This is a genomic window from Rhodococcus sp. IEGM 1351, assembly GCF_030056875.1.
Lineage (GTDB): Bacteria > Actinomycetota > Actinomycetes > Mycobacteriales > Mycobacteriaceae > Rhodococcus_F > Rhodococcus_F opacus.
Genome location: NZ_JASHKU010000003.1, coordinates 84186 through 100970 on the forward strand (window position 1 = coordinate 84186; position 16785 = coordinate 100970).

At 69.3% G+C, this 16785-nt stretch carries 15 protein-coding genes; 6 read left to right on the forward strand and 9 right to left on the reverse strand.

Annotated elements, in window-relative coordinates:
- Nucleotides 1-5 precede the first annotated feature (5 nt).
- Nucleotides 6-737 (reverse strand): NYN domain-containing protein, encoded by a 732-nt coding sequence (locus QM806_RS06355; RefSeq protein ID WP_005258582.1) that lies wholly within the window; start codon nt 735-737, stop codon nt 6-8.
- Entirely contained in the window at nt 734-1510 is a 777-nt protein-coding gene (trmB, locus tag QM806_RS06360; protein ID WP_283290775.1) for a tRNA (guanosine(46)-N7)-methyltransferase TrmB, read from the reverse strand. Before trmB ends, QM806_RS06355 begins: the two co-directional genes overlap by 4 nt.
- A 122-nt stretch (nt 1511-1632) precedes the next feature.
- Between trmB and QM806_RS06365 the strand changes: the two genes are divergently transcribed.
- The 5 genes from QM806_RS06365 to QM806_RS06385 all read left to right on the forward strand — a co-directional run bounded on the left by QM806_RS06365 (nt 1633) and on the right by QM806_RS06385 (nt 7123).
- The gene (locus QM806_RS06365) at nt 1633-2508 is read left to right on the forward strand and encodes a hypothetical protein (RefSeq protein ID WP_064080714.1); all 876 of its coding nucleotides are present in this window, start codon (nt 1633-1635) and stop codon (nt 2506-2508) included.
- Nucleotides 2509-2560: 52 nt separating this feature from the next.
- Entirely contained in the window at nt 2561-3952 is a 1392-nt protein-coding gene (locus QM806_RS06370; RefSeq protein ID WP_283290777.1) for a GTPase Era family protein, read from the forward strand.
- A 105-nt stretch (nt 3953-4057) separates the two neighbouring features.
- Nucleotides 4058-4369 (forward strand): DUF6802 family protein, encoded by a 312-nt coding sequence (locus tag QM806_RS06375; RefSeq protein WP_005258577.1) that lies wholly within the window; start codon nt 4058-4060, stop codon nt 4367-4369.
- 274 nt (nt 4370-4643) lie between these two features.
- Nucleotides 4644-6473, forward strand: a complete 1830-nt coding sequence (locus QM806_RS06380; protein ID WP_005573539.1) for a phosphoenolpyruvate carboxykinase (GTP) — start codon at nt 4644-4646, stop codon at nt 6471-6473.
- Nucleotides 6474-6622: 149 nt separating this feature from the next.
- On the forward strand, nt 6623-7123 hold the full coding sequence (locus tag QM806_RS06385) for a hypothetical protein (protein WP_037204339.1): 501 nt from the start codon (nt 6623-6625) through the stop codon (nt 7121-7123).
- Between the two features lie 29 nt (nt 7124-7152).
- On the opposite strand, the gene QM806_RS06390 is transcribed toward QM806_RS06385, so the two are convergent.
- From QM806_RS06390 to QM806_RS06415, 6 genes are all read right to left on the reverse strand, one after another.
- Nucleotides 7153-8112, reverse strand: coding sequence for a cation diffusion facilitator family transporter (locus QM806_RS06390; protein ID WP_283290780.1), 960 nt, complete (start codon nt 8110-8112; stop codon nt 7153-7155).
- 71 nt (nt 8113-8183) lie between these two features.
- Nucleotides 8184-9632, reverse strand: a complete 1449-nt coding sequence (locus QM806_RS06395; protein ID WP_283290782.1) for an aldehyde dehydrogenase — start codon at nt 9630-9632, stop codon at nt 8184-8186.
- A gap of 28 nt (nt 9633-9660) precedes the next feature.
- The gene (locus tag QM806_RS06400) at nt 9661-10806 is read right to left on the reverse strand and encodes an Rv3169 family protein (protein ID WP_054248604.1); all 1146 of its coding nucleotides are present in this window, start codon (nt 10804-10806) and stop codon (nt 9661-9663) included.
- Entirely contained in the window at nt 10803-11972 is a 1170-nt protein-coding gene (locus QM806_RS06405) for a phosphotransferase family protein (protein WP_054248605.1), read from the reverse strand. Before QM806_RS06405 ends, QM806_RS06400 begins: the two co-directional genes overlap by 4 nt.
- Nucleotides 11973-12052: 80 nt before the next feature.
- A complete protein-coding gene (locus tag QM806_RS06410) occupies nt 12053-12940 on the reverse strand; it encodes an ROK family protein (RefSeq protein ID WP_169692810.1) in 888 nt (295 codons plus the stop codon).
- 2 nt (nt 12941-12942) lie between these two features.
- A complete protein-coding gene (locus tag QM806_RS06415) occupies nt 12943-13698 on the reverse strand; it encodes a class I SAM-dependent methyltransferase (protein ID WP_005566981.1) in 756 nt (251 codons plus the stop codon).
- Between the two features lie 174 nt (nt 13699-13872).
- Between QM806_RS06415 and QM806_RS06420 the strand changes: the two genes are divergently transcribed.
- On the forward strand, nt 13873-15093 hold the full coding sequence (locus tag QM806_RS06420; protein WP_043789983.1) for a glycosyltransferase family 4 protein: 1221 nt from the start codon (nt 13873-13875) through the stop codon (nt 15091-15093).
- On the opposite strand, the gene QM806_RS06425 is transcribed toward QM806_RS06420, so the two are convergent.
- Nucleotides 15034-16755 carry an MmpA family trehalose lipid delivery protein gene (locus tag QM806_RS06425; RefSeq protein ID WP_064080683.1) on the reverse strand — a complete coding sequence of 574 codons (1722 nt, stop codon included), beginning with the start codon at nt 16753-16755 and terminating at the stop codon, nt 15034-15036. The genes QM806_RS06420 and QM806_RS06425 overlap by 60 nt on opposite strands.
- Between the last annotated feature and the right edge of the window lie 30 nt (nt 16756-16785).

Below are 16785 nucleotides of genomic sequence, written 5' to 3' on the forward strand. Positions count from 1 at the left end.
AACTCCTACTCGGCAGCACTCTTCCGCCCGACGAGCAGGGCGGAAAGCGGTCGGAACGGCTGCAACCAGGCACCCTCGTCGGGCAGTGTGTCGAGGCTGACCCGAGGGAGTGGCTCCCGGAACACGCCGGGGATGTCCTCGAGATCGACGAAGTCCAGAAGGTCGGACGCGACCGCCCAGCTGGCGTGCTCGCGGAACCCGAGTATCTGGACCGGAATGCCGGTCGCGGCGATGTCCTCCAACGGTTCGCGAAACGCTTGACCGTCGGCGGAGGCGACCATGACACCGGCCAGCCCCTCGCCGTGACGAAGCGCGATGTGGTCGAGCATGTCGGAATCGACGTCGCTGTCCTCATCGATCTTCGGCTTGGCGAACACCGCGAAGCCCACATTACGCAAGGCTTCGACCCACGGTCTCACGACATCGGCGCTGCCAGCCGCGATGTTGGTGAAGACCGTCGCCTCGGGTTCGAGTGTGTCGGTGCCGGACGCGGACAGTTCCGCGGTCCGGGAGAGCAGCCAGCGGCCGAGCGCGTCGAATCGTGGCCGGTAGGCAGCCGTGGGCCGGCCGCCGAGGATGGCGCCGAGGCCCATGTCGAGGTTCGGGGCGTCCCAGACGAGGAGGACCCGCTTCTGGTGGCGTCCGTCACGTGCACCTGCCACGGGAGATCCTGACGACACGGCGGTGCCTGCCGGGACCGCGCCGGCTATGTCGGAGTACTGCTCGCTGACGCTCATGACCTGATCTTCCCCCAAATCAACTCGGTGATCGCACTGCCGACCTGGTGGGCCTTGTCCTCGAACTTCGTCACCGGACGCTCGTGCGTCATCGGCGATTCCCAGTCGAGGGAGGTCAGGAGGGGTTCCGCGTTGCCTGCCTCGGCGATGACCTCGGCGTACTCGGCGTGATCTGTTGCGACATGCAACACACCACCGGCCTTCAGCCGGCTCGCGATCAGGGCGAAAGTGGGGGACTGCAGCAGGCGCCGCTTGTGATGGCGGGCCTTCGGCCACGGGTCCGGGAAGAAGACACGGACTCCGGTGAGCGATTCCGGCTCGATCATGTTCTCCAGGACATCCATGGCGTCGCCGCGCAGGACCCGGATGTTCGGGATCTCGTCCCGTTCGATCTGTTGAAGCAACTGTGCGAGGCCGGGCCGGTAGACCTCGACGGCGATGAGGTTCACGTGGGGTTCGGCCTTCGCCATCGCCGCGGTGGCGGTACCGGTGCCCGAGCCGATCTCGAGGATCAGAGGGGCGTCGCGGCCGAACCACGACGGCGCATCCAGGCGATTGTCCGAGACGTCCGCGCCGATCTCGGGCCATTGCCGGTCCCATGACTCCTGCTGCGCAGCGGTCAGAGCGCCCCTGCGCGAGCGGAAACTGGTCACCCTCGGGTGGAGACGAGACCCCTTCGAGTCCTTCGTCTGCCCCTCCTCGGGGACGGCGGGTGCATCCTGATCAGCGTGGTTCACCGGACCATTGTCACGCATGAGGGGCGTTTCCGGCATACGGGTCTGAAGTTCACCTTGAGACTTTTTCGATAATCCGGTGCCCAGCCTGCACGGTTGCCCACGCCGATTCGGGGCGAGTCTGACAGAATCGGCGCGGGACGAAGGGGGGTGACTGCGTCATGGGCACTGCAGATGCCGGGGGCGGGGAACTGGCGGATCTCGCCGAACGAGTGGCGGCACTGGACGGGGTTGCCGGCGACCGTGTGCGCGGCGCCGTGGCCGCGTTTCGGGCGCCGATCCGGGTCCAGACCGCGGGTCGAGCGGGTGTGGGCAGGTCGACCGTGGCCTCGGCGCTGACCGCGAACGGGATCGCCGACGCCGTCGTGGAGGAAGCGGACGCCGTCGACGTGCCCGGCGCGCCCGACCCCACGCTGGATGGCGACGTCGTGGTCTACGTCCTCGTCGAGTCGGTGCGCGACGCCGACCGGGACGCCGCGCGGACGCTGGATCCGGCGCAGGCTCTGTTCGTCCTCAACAAGTCGGACACGTTGGGCGCGTCGCGCGCGGCAGCCGACGCCTGGGCGACGGCGACCGCGCGTGCCGCCGAGTGCTCGGAGGAAGGCGGCCTCCCGGCTCTGCCCCTCATCGGAACGCTCGCGATCGAAGGGCCGGCACCGGAGTCCGGGATCGACGCGGTGTCGGCCGCCGTCGCCGATCGGGTCACACGATCCCGGGCACGCCGCGCCGAGACCCTGCTGAACACACTGCGGTCGCAGGCGGCGCGCAGCCCGGCATCCCGCGACGTGCTGGAGCGGTATCTCGCCGGCGACCATGCTGCCGCGCTCGCGGCCGCCGCGGCCAGGCTTCATCTCGCCGATTGCGTCGCGGAGGCGCCAGGGTCGCCGTCCAGCGCCGCGGACGCCGCCCGGTGCGCGGACTGGTGGCGGGCGCAACTCGCCCGGCAACCGACGGCCCGCCGGCGCCGGGCGGTCGTCGACGTCCGGCGTCACTACGTTCGGGTCTGGCAGCAGCTGAGCGGCAGCCCCGGAACGTGACGACGCAACAGCTGTCGGATCTGCCCGCCGAGACCGTCGACGTGGTGACGCGATGGAACCCGACGGCGTCGCCCGCTTGAAGTCCGGTGAAGCCTCGCAGCGCGGTGTGTTCGTGGCGGGGCCGCGGCGCTCCGGGAAGACCACGCTCGTGGGCGGGCTCCGCGCTCTCGACGCGTCCGCGCTCACATTCGTGGAGGACCCGATCGACGCCCGCGTGGTCCTGATGGTGCTCGACGCCGCGGCACCACTCGGACGGGAGGAGCTGTCCGTTCTGGACGTCGTCGCGCGACCGGCCTGTCCGGTGGTCTTCGCGCTCTCCAAGACCGATGTCCACTGGAACTGGGCAGGGGTGAGCGAACGCAACCGGGCCCTCCTCGCCCGGCATGCGGCGCGGTTCGCCGACGCAGAGATCCACCCGGTGGCGGCGGGGGGCTCCGGGACCGAGGCGCTGCTCGCGGCACTCCTGCGTGCCGTCCGCGCCCAGGCCCCCGACCCGCGTTCCGTCACCGAGGCCGTGCTCGAGCAGACCCGGCGCATGATCGCGGCCACTGCCCGGTCCGTGCGGGAGACCGAGCCCGGCGCGGAACTGCGCGCCGAGCGGGTTCGCGCGATGACGCTGCGGGACGGCAGGCGCACCGAACGGGTCGCGCAGCTCCGCGGTCAGGTCCAGCTCGCGAAGGTCGAGTTGATGCACGAGGTGGCCGCACAGTTTCGCGCGGCCGGAACGACCGCGCGCGCCGAGATCGACCGTGCCGGCCGCGGGACGCTCGAGGGCTACCCCGACCGGCTGGCCGAAATGGTGCGCGAGCGAAGTGGTGCGGTCGATGCCGCGGTCGCCGCGCGCCTCGACGACCTGCGGTCGCGGGTCGGCGTCACCGTGTCCGCGGCCGACACCGCCGTTCCGCTGCCGGAGCCGGTTGCGCCGGACGGGCCCGAGCCGCGACACCGCGGACTCGAAGACCGGATGACGATCCTGATCGGTGCGTCCGCCGGGCTCGGTCTGGGCAGGCTGGTGGTCTCGCCGCTGTCGATGGTGCCCGCGCTGGACATCGCGACCATCCCGCTCACCCTCGCGCTGGGAGCCGTCGCGGCGTGGTGGCTGACCCGGGCGCGCGGGCACGTCGCCGAGCGTGCCCACGTGCGGCAGTGGGCCACCGAGGCGCTGGTGCACGTGCGGTCCCAGTGGGAGCAGTTCGTCCTCGCTCGGTTGCTCGCGGCCGAGGCTCAGGCGAGTGAGGCGATCATCGCCGACAGCCGGGTCTGCGCCCGGGACGTCGACGAGCGGGTCGCGCAGATCGAGGGTGAACTGCGTCGCCTCGCCGCGAGGCGCAACGGGCAGCTGTCGTCCTGTGAACGTGACCTCGGGGCCGTCGACCGGGGGCTGCAGGAGGTCCGCAGGCAGTCGGGGGAACCGAATCGCCGCATCGAACGTCTGAATACATAGGTACCTGACCGGTGTTCGCCCGCTTTCGTGTGGGATCGTGTTGAATTATCTTGATATGTCTTGATTTGTGCGGGAAACTGGTCCGAAATGTGAAGGGAGACCGCGGTGGCGACGACTGAGAGTTTTCTGGTCCCGGACGTGCCGGACGTCGATCCGAACACTTTCGGTCACGATTCCGGGGCGGTCGCGCTCACCGATCCGACCCACGACATCGACGGAGACGGCGTCCTCGACACCCAGACCTTCGACGCGGGCGACGCCGTCGTCATCGCCTCCGACCTCGACTCGGACGGCGACGCAGACCATCTGACGATGATCCACGAGGACGGCGAGTACGCGTCTTGGGAGTTTCGCCGCGACGGCGACGGCGTCGTGCACTGGCAGCAGACCGATGGTGGGACTCTCGGTAACGGCTGAACACCTCCGAAATCCGCACTGCAGACGCGGGAAAGGCCCCTGGTAGCTCTACTGAATCGTTTCTGTGACCATTCCAACCGCACCCGATTCCCCGAGATGGGACTCGCGGCGTTAACCTCTAGGGATAGGACACCCGGCGCCCGCGTCTTCCATGTGGCATGGACGGCCTGGCTGGACCCCGCCGAGAGGGGAAATCGGACCGTCTGGCACTCGCTGCGAGGTTCTCTCAGCGGACGGCAGATGGTCCGGTTCCGGCTCACCCCAGGAGAGTTTGATGACCTCAGCGACCATTCCCGGTCTGAACGGAACTGACGGCACGCCCCCCACGGAGCACAGTGAGCTGCTCGCCTGGGTTCGAGAGGTTGCCGAACTCACTCAGCCCGATCGCGTCGTCTTCGCCGACGGCTCGGACGCAGAATGGGATCGACTGACCGAGCAGCTCGTCGAGGCCGGTACGTTCACGCGACTCAACGACGAGAAGAAGCCGAATTCGTTCGTCGGCAACTCCGACCCGTCGGACGTCGCACGCGTCGAGTCCCGCACCTACATCTGCTCGCGTGAAGAGATCGACGCCGGGCCCACCAACAACTGGATGGACCCGACCGAGATGCGGTCGCTCATGACCGACCTCTACCGCGGCAGCATGCGCGGACGCACCATGTACGTGGTGCCGTTCTGCATGGGTCCCCTCGGTGCGGACGACCCGAAGCTGGGTGTCGAGATCACCGACTCCGAGTACGTCGTCGTGTCCATGCGCATCATGACGCGCATGGGTTCCGCCGCGATGGAGAAGCTCGGCACCGACAAGCCGTTCGTGAAGGCGCTGCACTCGGTCGGCGCACCTCTCGAAGAGGGTCAGGCCGACGTCCCGTGGCCGTGCAACGACACCAAGTACATCACCCACTTCCCCGAGGATCGCGAGATCTGGAGCTACGGTTCCGGCTACGGCGGAAACGCTCTGCTCGGTAAGAAGTGCTACTCGCTGCGCATCGCGTCGGCGATGGCCCACGACGAGGGCTGGCTGGCCGAGCACATGCTGATCCTCAAGCTGATCTCCCCGGAGGACAAGCCGTACTACATCGCGGCCGCGTTCCCGAGTGCCTGCGGCAAGACCAACCTCGCGATGATCCAGCCGACCATCCCCGGATGGCGCGCCGAGACCCTCGGCGACGACATCGCGTGGATGCGCTTCGGTGAGGACGGCCGCCTGTACGCCGTCAACCCGGAGTACGGCTTCTTCGGCGTCGCGCCGGGCACCAACTACGGGTCGAACCCGAATGCGATGAAGACGCTCGAGGCCGGCAACTCGCTGTACACGAACGTCGCGCAGACCGACGACGGCGACGTCTGGTGGGAGGGGCTCGAGGGCGACCCGCAGCACCTCACCGACTGGAAGGGCAACGAGTGGACGCCCGAGTCGGGCGAGAAGGCCGCGCACCCCAACTCGCGCTACTGCACCCCGATGTCGCAGTGCCCGATCCTCGCGCCGGAGTGGGACGACCCGCAGGGTGTGCCGATCTCCGCGATCCTGTTCGGTGGACGCCGTAAGACCACGGTTCCGCTGGTCAGCGAGTCCTTCGACTGGCAGCACGGCACGTTCCTCGGTGCGACGCTGTCGTCCGAGCAGACCGCTGCCGCCGAGGGTGCCGTGGGCACCGTCCGCCGCGACCCGATGGCCATGATCCCGTTCATCGGCTACAACGCCGGCGACTACCTGAACCACTGGATCAACCTCGGCAAGCACGCGGATTCCGAGAAGCTGCCGAAGATCTTCTACGTCAACTGGTTCCGTCGGGGCGACGACGGCCGCTTCCTGTGGCCCGGTTTCGGCGAGAACTCCCGCGTGCTGAAGTGGATCGTCGACCGTATCGAGCACAAGGCCGGCGCCGAGTCCACCCCGATCGGTTTCGTTCCGACCGCAGCCGATCTGGAGCTCGGCGGCCTGGACGTCGACGCCGCCGACGTCGACGAGGCGCTGAAGGTCGACGTCGACGAGTGGAAGCAGGAGCTGCCGCTCATCGAGGAATGGTTCGAGTTCCTCGGCGAGAAGGTTCCCTCCGGCATCCGTGATGAGTTCGAGGCCCTGAAGCAGCGCCTGAGCTAGTCCCCCCGGTGACCGAATGTCACAGTGGTTCAGTCCGACTGAACCACTGTGACATTCGTCGTTTCAGGGGAGGATTCTGCAGTAAACGCATACCATTCGGTTTGTAAAGCCTCGATTCTCGAAGCTCGCACCCGACGAAAGGATTGCAGATGCAGACAGGGACCAGTAGGGGCATGAAACGACTCGCCGGAGGTGCCGCACTCGCTGCCGCGGCCGCCGCCACCGTAGCCGTCACCATGCCGGCGACCGCATCCGCAGCGACGGAAGTCCAGCCTCCCACCGTGGTGACCGCGGTCGACGGAAACACCCTCGACATCACCGTCACCAACCCCAACGTCCTGAATCTGCTGGACGCCCAGTCCTGCGGTGCAGTGGCATTCGACGCCACCAAGCTGCCCGCCGTCCTCGCCGATCCCACCGTCGTCCTCGAACCGGGATTCGTCGCGTGGGCCACCAACCCGATCGAGCGCGTCGTCGCGAACGCCGCAGGCAACGCGGTCAAGACGTTCACCACACCGGAGCTTCCGGACGGCGCGTACGCGGTCATCGGCGAATGCCTGTCGCTGAGCACCGTCGCCAACCCCCAGACCACGATGCCGCAGATCGTCCTCGTCGGCGGCCCGCTGGGCGGGGTCCAGTTCGGCAGCTAGACCGCAGAAACGGCGGCGAGCCGGCGATCTCACAGGGTGATCGTCGGCTCGTCCTCTGTCGACAGGGTGAGTATCGCGCGGACGACGTGCGAGTTCCGTTCGAGCCGGGCCTCGAGGTCACGGAGGGTATGGGCGACACGGGACTCCGCGTAGTCACCGACCAGGTCGACGCTCGCCACCAGGTACGCCTGTCGTGGTCCCAGGTACTCCATGCGCAGAAACGTCACCCGGTCGACCTCGGGCAGCGCCTCGAGCGCCTCGATGCCGGCCTGGCGCAGGGCGGGGGATGCCTCCTCGCCGATCAGGAATCGCCGGTTGCGGTCGATCAGAATCAGCGCGATGACGCCGAGCAGGATCCCGACCAGGATGGAGCCAATTGCGTCGGGGATCGCCGATCCCGTGATCTGGTGCAGCAGAACGCCCACGAACGCGACGACCAAACCGATGAGCGCCGCGGCGTCCTCCGCGAACACGGCCCGGGTGGTCGGGTCGGACGTGCGGAGTGCGTGGGCCAGGACGTCGCGGTCGATGGCGATGGCCTCGGCGCGCAACTGTCGGTACGCCTGCTGGAAGGAGATGGACTCGAGCACGAACGAGACACCGAGCACGACGTATGCGACGGCGAAGTTCGTTGCTGGCTCGGCGTGCACGAGCTCCTGGATGCCGTGCGTGACGGACACCCCCGCGCCCAGCGCGAACAACCCGAACGCCGCGAACATCGACCACACGTAGGCCTCGCGCCCGTACCCGAGCGGATGGATGCGGTCCGGCGTGCGCTTGGCCCGCGAATTGGCGATCAGGAGCAGGATCTCGTTGCCCGAGTCGGCCCACGAGTGGGCGGCCTCCGCCACCATCGACGCCGAGCCGGTGACCACCGCGGCGACGGTCTTGGCCAGTGCGATCAGAATGTTCGCGCCGAACGCGAGGACGACGGTGAGTGCACTCTCACCATCGGCGTCGTGGGTGGTGTCCGGAGTCGATGCGGTCACCCGATCACGCTAACGCCTGTGCGCCTTTCTGGTAGCTGCAGCAACCAGAAAGGCGCACGGGCGCGGAGCGCCTATCCGCTGTAACCGGGCGGCATGAGGACGGACTTGGTCTCACAGAACGCTTCGAGCCCCTCCGGTCCGTTCTCGCGACCGATGCCGGAGGCCTTGTAGCCGCCGAACGGTGAGCCGGGGTCGAACGCGTACCAGTTGATGGCGTAGGTGCCGGTGCGGATCTGCTTCGCTACGGCGAGACCGTGATCGATGTCGGTGGTGTACACCGAGCCGGCGAGTCCGTAGTCGGAGTCGTTGGCGATCTTGATCGCCTCGTCCTCGGAGTCGTAGGGAATCACGGACAGGACGGGTCCGAAGATCTCCTCGCGGGCGATCGTCATCGAGTTGTCGACGTCCGCGAAGATGGTCGGCTCCACGTACCAGCCCTTGTCGAGGCCTTCCGGACGGCCGCCGCCGAGTACCACGCGGGCGCCCTGTTCCTTGCCCTTGGCGATGTAGCCCTCGACGCGGTCGCGTTGCTTCTCGGAGATCAGCGGACCGAGTTGCGCGGCCGGGTCGGACGGATCGCCGACGGTCATGAATCCGGCACCCGCCACGAGGGCGTCCAGAACCTCGTCGTAGCGGGAACGCGGGGCGAGGATCCGGGTCTGCGCGACGCATGCCTGCCCGGTGTTCATGAGCCCGGACATCACCAGCATCGGCATCGTGGATGCGAGGTCGGCGTCCTCGAGGATGATGGCCGCCGACTTGCCGCCCAGCTCGAGGGAGCAGCGCTTGAGGTTCTGTGCGGCGATGGCGCCGATCTTGCGGCCGACGGGACTGCTGCCGGTGAACGTGATCTTGTCGATCCCGGGATGCAACACCAGGTATTCGCCGGTCTCGGCGCCGCCGGGCAGGACGGAGATGACACCCTCGGGGACACCCGCCTCGGCGAAGATCTCGGCGAGAAGGTGTGTGGAGAGCGGAGATTCGGGTGCGGGCTTGAGCAGGACGGTGCAGCCGGCGAGCAGCGCGGGGGACAGCTTGTTGACGGCGAGGAACAGTGGCACGTTCCAGGCGAGGACCGCGGCCACCACGCCGACCGGCTCCCGCAGCACCTTCGTCTGTCCGAACACGCCGGTGCGGGTCTGCTCCCACTCGAACTCGTTCGCGAGACCGGCATAGAAGTTCAGGGTCGCGAGCGACGGCGTCTGCTGCATCATCCCGACCATCGCCGGCGGCTGGCCCATCTCGGACGAGATCAGTGCGTTGAGGGTGTCGCCGCGTTCCTCGATGAGTTTCGCCGCCTTCGCGAGGATCTCCCCGCGCTCGGCGGGAGTGGTCTGCGGCCACGGACCTTCGTCGAATGCCCGCCGGGCAGTGGCGACGGCGTCGTCGATGTCGGCCGGCGACGCGACGGGACAGCTGCCGACGCGTTCCTCGGTTGCCGGGGAGAACACTTCGAGCACCTGATCGGTGGCCGGGGCCACCCACTTGCCGCCGATGTAGAGCTTGTCGTAGTCGGTCATGAGTCCATTCCTCGTGTCGTTCCCCCGGTCAGGAGGCGGTGTCGGTGAAACTGTCGAATCCGTACCGTGCGTGTGGGCCGATCGCCGCGACCTCGAACAGCCCGGTCCCGACGACGGTCTCGCCGCCGTCCTCTAGCCGGAAGCGGGTGAGATTGTCGACGGGGCAGAACATCCGGAGTCCCGGTTCGATCTCGGACGCTCGTTTGCGCAGTCCCTGCACCATGAGTTCGCCCTGCCACATGCCGTGACGCCAATCGGCTTCGAGGCCGTACCCCGTGCCGATACCGATGTAATTGGGAACCAGCAGGTCGCAGGTGACGGTGACGACCTCGCCGGTCGGGCGGTGGAAACTCAGCGACGCCGACGTGACGTCCCGTGTCCCCGGTTCGAACTTCAGCTCGTGTTCGGGTCGGCCCAGCCATTCGGGTTCGCGGTCGGCGTCCGGCCAGATGCGGACGGCTTCCTCGACGATGCGCCTGCCGAGTTCGTCCTCCTGCAGGACGACGGAGACGGAGTAGTCCTCGAACTGCATCACCGAGTAGATCCAGAAGAAGTTCTGGATCCCGTCGACCGCGCGCCGTCCGGGCGGCTCGGACTCGCCGACGGGGCGCACCCCCCACGACCGGTCGCGGTTGCCGCGCCAGGTGTCGGGGGTGACGGGGCGGCTCTGCCCGTCGATCGTGAGTTCGCCTGCCCAGGTGCCGGTCTGGACGAATCGGCTCGTATCGAAGGTGACGCGCTCGAGTTGCCTGCGGAAGTGGCGGGGCTCCAGCGTCGCGGGGATCGCGCCGTCGAAGGTGAGGTCGAAGGAGAGGTCGTAGTCGCCGGGCTCGAGCACGACGCGCAAGCGTTGCAGACCCTCGAGGACCTCGACGCGGAACGGTCCGACGGTGCTGTCGGAGCGGTCGTGTCCCAGGGCCGCGGACCCGCGGACGACGATGTGGTCGTCGCCGCGGCGGAGCACCGCGAAGGCGTCCGTCACGCCGAGGTTGGGGTACTGCCCGAGACCGATGATGAGGAAGAGGTCGGACTCGGCCGAGGGGTAGCAGTTGAAGTAGTAGCGGTCGTAGAAGTTGCGGTCGGACGTGGCGACGCGCCGGATGGGTTCGGCCACCTGATGGATGGGGTAGTCGTCCATCGGGGACAGCGGATTTCCCGCGTAGTCGGCGGTCATCGGATCTTCTCCCAGTACGTGCCGTCGAGCATCGCCTCCAGCGACGCGCGGTGCATGATCATGTCGTCCGGATCCTCCGGAGCGACGGCCTGTCCGAAGTGGATGGCGCGCTCCTGGATCCGCAGCATGATGGTGGCCTGCCGCAGTGCCGCGTAGGCGGTGTAATACTCGAGATCGCGGGGCGTGTGACCCGTCAATTCCTCGTACAGCGCGGCGAGGTCGTCGAGTCGCAGGAAGTCGGGCATCCCGTCCAGTCCGGCGGCCGCGGCGATGTCCTCGAAGAACCGGTGCAGGTACGTCATCCAGCCCAGGTCGAGTTCGCGGGGTCCGAGTGCGGCCATCTCCCAGTCGAGTACGGCCACGGGCCGGAAGTCCTCGAACATCATGTTGCCGATGCGGGCGTCGCCCCAGCAGAAGACGGCGGGGGAGGGGTCGTCCGGGAGGTTCTCCTCCATCCACGCGAAGCCGCGTTCGATCAGCGGGGACCGGGGACCGGACAGCGTCGTCCACTCGTAGTAGTCGCGTTGCTGCCGGATGTGCGCGGCGAGCGCCTCGGTGACGGTGGGACCCGAGCCGGGCAGTTGCAGGAACGCGAACCGCTCCCACGGCCGGTCGATGTCGTGCAGCAGCGCAAGCACATTCACCGCACTGTGCTGCAACAGCGCGCGCTGCTCCTCGGTCGCCTCCGTCACCCACGACCCGAAGTTGTAGGGCATCACGTCCGGCGGGACCTGCCCCGAGACGCGGGCCATGACGAAGAACGGGGCGCCCAGCGGACCGGGATCGGATTCGGACCAGTAGACGACCGGGACCGGGACGGCGGAGTGCTCCCGGACCTGCGCCATCACCTGGAACTGCCCGTCGAGGTCGTACTCCGGGAAGACAGGCATCGTCGTGTCGGCCGGCGCGACCCGCGCGACCAGTGGGTGAACCTCGCCGGACCAGGTGGCGTCGAACAGGATGGTCTCGCTCGACATGCCGTTGGCGTCGGGGAGGTGGACGTGCGTGACCTCGGGTGCGGCGTCGGCGGGCAATTGGGCGGCGAGCCAGCGTTGCAGCGCGTCTCGCAGTACCTCCGGATCGCGACGGGAGTCAGTGGGCCGGGCGACTTCGGACGAGTGATCGGAGTCGTCGGCGGATCGGGCGGTGCTCGTGCTCACGGTCACCTCCTCTCCTGAACGTGGTGTGACCCTGAACACTAGAACACGTTACAGAATTTCGGAACAGGTGAGGAGATCCCGCTGCGTCAGCCCTCGTCGACGGCCAGCACTCCCGCCCCGACGAGGGTTCCGGAGGCGCCGAGTTCCGCCGGGACCACCCGCAGATTCGCGACGAAGGACAACCGGGCGTGGCGGGCGGCGGCCCTGCGCATCGGGTCCCACAGCGGCGGTCCTGCCTGCGCGAATCCGCCACCGATCACCGCGAGCTCGACGTCGAGGAGGGCTGCGGCGGACGCGATGGCCTGCCCGAGTGCGGTCCCGGCGCGGTCGAGGGCGGCCACGGCGACGTCGTCCCCGTCCGCGGCCGCCCTCGCCAATTCGACGCCCGTCGTCCCGCGCCATCCCCGGGAGCGGGCCCAGCGCACGGACGACGGTCCGCTCGCCACCGTCTCCAGGCACCCGGTCCCGCCGCACGTGCACGGCTCGGTTCCGCCGGGGACCACCAGGTGACCGATGTGTCCCGCGTTGCCGGTCCGGCCGGTGGCGATGCGGCCGCCGAGGACCACTCCGCCGCCGATGCCGGTGGATACGACCAGGCTCAGTAGGTCGGGGACACCGCGCCCGGCACCGTGGTGATGCTCACCGAGAGCGGCGGCGGCGCCGTCCATCGCCAGCCTCGCGGGGACGCCGGGAAAAAGTTCCTGCACCAAGCCGACCAGGCCGAAGCCGCCCGACCACTCGTCGATGTTGATGGGTGACGCGGTGCCGGCGACCGTGTCGACCGGTCCCGCGCACGCGATACCGACCGACGTGATCGTCGCCGCTCCCGCGACCTCCCGCAGCAGGGCGGCGCACGCGTCGGCGACGCCGGTCGCCGGCGTCGGGGTAGTCGCCGGATGCGGCACGGTGCCGTCCGCGTCGACGATCCCGGCGGCCATCTTGGTGCCGCCGATGTCGAGAGCCAGCGCGACCACGGTCAGTGCTTCCGCATCACGAGAACGAGGTTGCTCACCAGGAACTCCCGCAGTCCGGGGATTCGCACCATCCACCACGCCCAGCGCGGGTGGTAGCGGGGGAAGGCCGCGAGGAAGTCCGCGTCCGGGGCGCGGCGGGCCCACCGAAGCCCGTCGGCCGCACCCACTTTGAACAGGGAGACGCCGTACCGGTTCTTGGGTTCGCGGCCGTTCTTGCGCAGGTAGCGGCGAGCGGCGTACTCACCGCCGAGTGCATGCCACGGCCCGGTCTCATGGCCGCCGAACGGGCCCCACCACAACGTGTAGGACAGCACGATCAGGCCGCCGGGTTTCGTCACCCGGACCATCTCGTCCGCCATTGCCCACGGTTCGCTGACGTGCTCGGCGACATTGGAGGAGAAGCAGATGTCCACCGACGACGTCCGGAACGGCAGCGCCAACCCCGACCCTCGCACCGCGCCGCCCACGGCGAGACCCGCGGCATGCATCTCCGAGGGATCCGGCTCCACCGGGACGTACCGGGCGCCGGCCTGCTGGAACACGTCCGCGAAGTAACCGGGGCCGCCGCCGACGTCCAGCACCGTCGTCCCGGTGAGATCCGATTCGGTGAGACCGCCGTACAGGTCGCCGATCAGTTCGACGGAGTCGCGGGCGAGGGCGCCGTAGAACAGGTCGGGTGCGGTCTGTTCGTGCCGGAAGTCGCTGAGCAGGCCGAACGACCGCTTCAGGGTTGCCCGTCGACCGAATCGCCGGGTCACGGGAGGCGTCGTCACGAGACTGAACCTTAGCGAGTGCCGCCGCCGGGGCCGCAATCCGTTCGCGGTGGCTGCAACATCCGGTGGAACGCGACCGATAGGGTGTTCGGGGACTACAGCGCGGAACGTCCCGCCCCGAGACCACATGTACCGCACCGACCACAGGAGTATATGAACGTGCGAGAGGTTCTGCTGCTCTGCTGGCGCGACACCGGTCACCCTCAGGGTGGCGGCAGTGAGCGGTACCTCGAGGAGGTCGGCGCCCAGCTCGCGGCGCGGGGAATCAAGGTCACCCTCCGCACCGCCGGTTACCGCGGCGCCGCCAAGAAGGAGACCGTCGACGGCATCGAGATCAGCCGGGCGGGCGGACGGTACAGCGTCTACCCCCGCGCCCTCGCCGCGATCGCCGCGGGCCGGCTCGGGTTCGGACCGCTACGAGGGATCCGGCCCGACGCCGTCATCGACACCCAGAACGGCATCCCGTTCTTCTCCCGCGTCGTCGCCGGTGCACCCGTGACGCTGCTCGTGCATCACTGCCACCGCGAGCAGTGGCCCGTGGCGGGCCGATTGATGGGCAAGATCGGCTGGTGGGTGGAATCCCGGTTGTCGCCGCGCACCCATCGGGACGACCAGTACCTCACCGTGTCGCTGCCGTCCGCCGACGAACTCGTCGAACTCGGCGTCGAGCGCGAACGGATCGCGGTGGTGCGCAACGGCGCCGACGACATCCCTCTCGGCGTGGACGTCGGCGGCGCCGACACCCGGACCGCGCATCCCAGCGTGTGCGTCCTGTCCCGGCTGGTGCCGCACAAGCAGATCGAGGACGCCCTCGAAGCGATCGCGGCGCTGCGCCCCACGATCGCCGACGTGCACCTCGACGTCATCGGTGGCGGCTGGTGGGAGCAGAATCTCCGCGACCACGCACACGAACTGGGCATCGGCGACGCCGTCACGTTCCACGGGCACGTCGACGAAACCCGCAAGCACCAGTTGCTGTCGCAGTCCTGGGTGCACGTCATGCCGTCCCGCAAGGAGGGCTGGGGTCTGGCCGTCATCGAGGCCGCCCAGCACGGGGTCCCGACCGTCGGCTACCGCAGCTCCAAGGGGCTGACGGATTCGATCGTCGACGGCGTGACCGGTGTCCTGGTCGGCAGCGCGGAAGCGGCGACGGCCGACGTCGGCGAACTGACCGCGGCCGTCAACACCCTCCTGCTCGACCCCGAGACACGCATGGTGCTCGGTGAGAAGGCGCGGGTCCGCGCGGGTGAGTTCTCCTGGAAGCACACCGGGAACGGCGTCCACGAGGTGCTGGCGGGCACGGCCGCGGGCCTGCGGACGTCAGGGCTGGTGTCGCCGGCGCTGGCGCGTCCGGGTCTCGAGCACGCCCGCGCCGAGTAGACCGCCGGCCAGCAGCAGCGCCCACAGCACGTGGGCCGCGACCACCGTCGCCCGTGCCCGATCGGACGCCTCGTGCCGCGCGACGTCGCCGCCGACGCGGTACAGCTCCAGATGCTCGTCCGAGAACTGTCGCTCCAGACCGGCCAGGGTGGTCGCGGATTCGCCGCGCGGTCCGGGCGTGTCGCGCTCGACCAGGACCCACCGGACGCCCAGCGACGCGAGATCGGCGGCCGAACCGCCGGTGAGCAGCACCCGTTCCACCTGCTGCGCCCGGGACCCCTCGCCCTCCACCGTGCCACCGGCCACCACCAGCTCGCCCGTCTGCAGGACGTCCTCCGGCAGCATCCTCGGGGCGGGGTCCAGAACGGGAGCGGCACCGCTGTAGGAGAACTTGCGGAACATGCCGGTGGGCAGCACGGCGACGTCCCCGCTGTGCGCGTCGCGCGCCACCTCGGCGGCTACCTGCTGCCACGACGGCGGATAGTGGACCGGGCGCAGCGCGCCCCCGACGCCCCACGCGAGGTCGGGGAGGGCGAGCAGCACGACCAGGACGGCCGAGACGGACCACGTGCCGGGGCGTCGCAGCACCGCGGCCGCGGCGGCGAGCGCATACAGCGGCGCCGCGAGCGCCACCCATTTCTGCGCGTCCCGGAGCAACCCCGCGCCGGGGACGTTCTGCACCATCCAACGGCCGACGTCGAGTCCCCACGCGGTCGCGCCGAGTGCGGGCAGCAGCACCGCCACCAGTGCGAGTGCGGTCAGTGCGGCCACCACGGGATGCCGTCGCCGCCGCCACAGCGCCGGGAGTCCACACAGCACGACGCCGAGCAGCAGGACCGTTCCGACGAGGGCGAACAGTGTGGTCCGGGTATCCGGGACGGCGGTCTCGTTCCACACGCCGCCGAGGCCGGCGAGACTGCCGAGCGTCGCCAGCCCCGGTTCGGCGCGCGCCGCGAACGCCGCGACCCCGGCGGGATCGGAGCCGTCCCCGCCGCCTCCGGCCAGGGCCGTGGCCACCAGCCACGGCGCGCTCGCGGCGACGAACAGGCCCAGCGCGCCGGTTACCCGGAGCCACGCGGCCGATCGTCCGCCGGGTAGTGCGAGGACGGCCACCGCCGTCACCGCGGCGAGCAACACCCCGGTGGGGGTCAGCCCGGCCGCCGCGAGGCAGGCCGCGAGGGCGAACCACCCCCGGCCGTGACCCCGTCGAATCGCGACCGCTGCGCACACCGTCCACGGCAGCGCCGCGTACCCCGTCAGCAGGCTCCAGTGCCCCTGCAGCAGTCGCTCGGCGACGTACGGATTCCACACCGTCACCGTCGCGGCCACGAGCCGCGGTCCGAGCCCCGCCGTCGGCAGCACGGCGCGGACCATCCGGGCCGCGCCCCAGCCGGCCGCCCACAGCGCGAGAAGCAGGATCGCCTTCACCACCAGGCCGCCGTCGACGACGACGCTCAGCGTCGCAAGCAGAGCGTCCTGCGGCACGGCCCGCGCGGCGGCATCCGTGAGACCGAGCGCCGAATCCGTCAGATACGAGCGGGGAGTGCTGACCGCGTCCCGCAACAGCAGATAGCCCGGCCCGAGCAGCGGCCCGAGGATCAGCAACGCCAGAAGGAGGCTGTAACCCGGCACGACGAACGGTGCTCGGCGCCGGGCGGTCATGGGCCGTCACGATACGTGGTGCATCGACCC

Excerpts from the sequence above, each read along its gene's own strand:
- QM806_RS06370 (WP_283290777.1), top strand. The coding sequence starts at position 2,561 with ATGGAACCCGACGGCGTCGCCCGCTTGAAGTCCGGTGAAGCCTCGCAG.
- QM806_RS06425 (WP_064080683.1), bottom strand. The coding sequence starts at position 16,755 with ATGACCGCCCGGCGCCGAGCACCGTTCGTCGTGCCGGGTTACAGCCTC.
- QM806_RS06400 (WP_054248604.1), bottom strand. The coding sequence starts at position 10,806 with ATGACCGCCGACTACGCGGGAAATCCGCTGTCCCCGATGGACGACTAC.
- QM806_RS06355 (WP_005258582.1), bottom strand. The coding sequence starts at position 737 with ATGAGCGTCAGCGAGCAGTACTCCGACATAGCCGGCGCGGTCCCGGCA.
- QM806_RS06380 (WP_005573539.1), top strand. The coding sequence starts at position 4,644 with ATGACCTCAGCGACCATTCCCGGTCTGAACGGAACTGACGGCACGCCC.
- QM806_RS06365 (WP_064080714.1), top strand. The coding sequence starts at position 1,633 with ATGGGCACTGCAGATGCCGGGGGCGGGGAACTGGCGGATCTCGCCGAA.
- trmB (WP_283290775.1), bottom strand. The coding sequence starts at position 1,510 with ATGCCGGAAACGCCCCTCATGCGTGACAATGGTCCGGTGAACCACGCT.
- QM806_RS06395 (WP_283290782.1), bottom strand. The coding sequence starts at position 9,632 with ATGACCGACTACGACAAGCTCTACATCGGCGGCAAGTGGGTGGCCCCG.
- QM806_RS06385 (WP_037204339.1), top strand. The coding sequence starts at position 6,623 with ATGCAGACAGGGACCAGTAGGGGCATGAAACGACTCGCCGGAGGTGCC.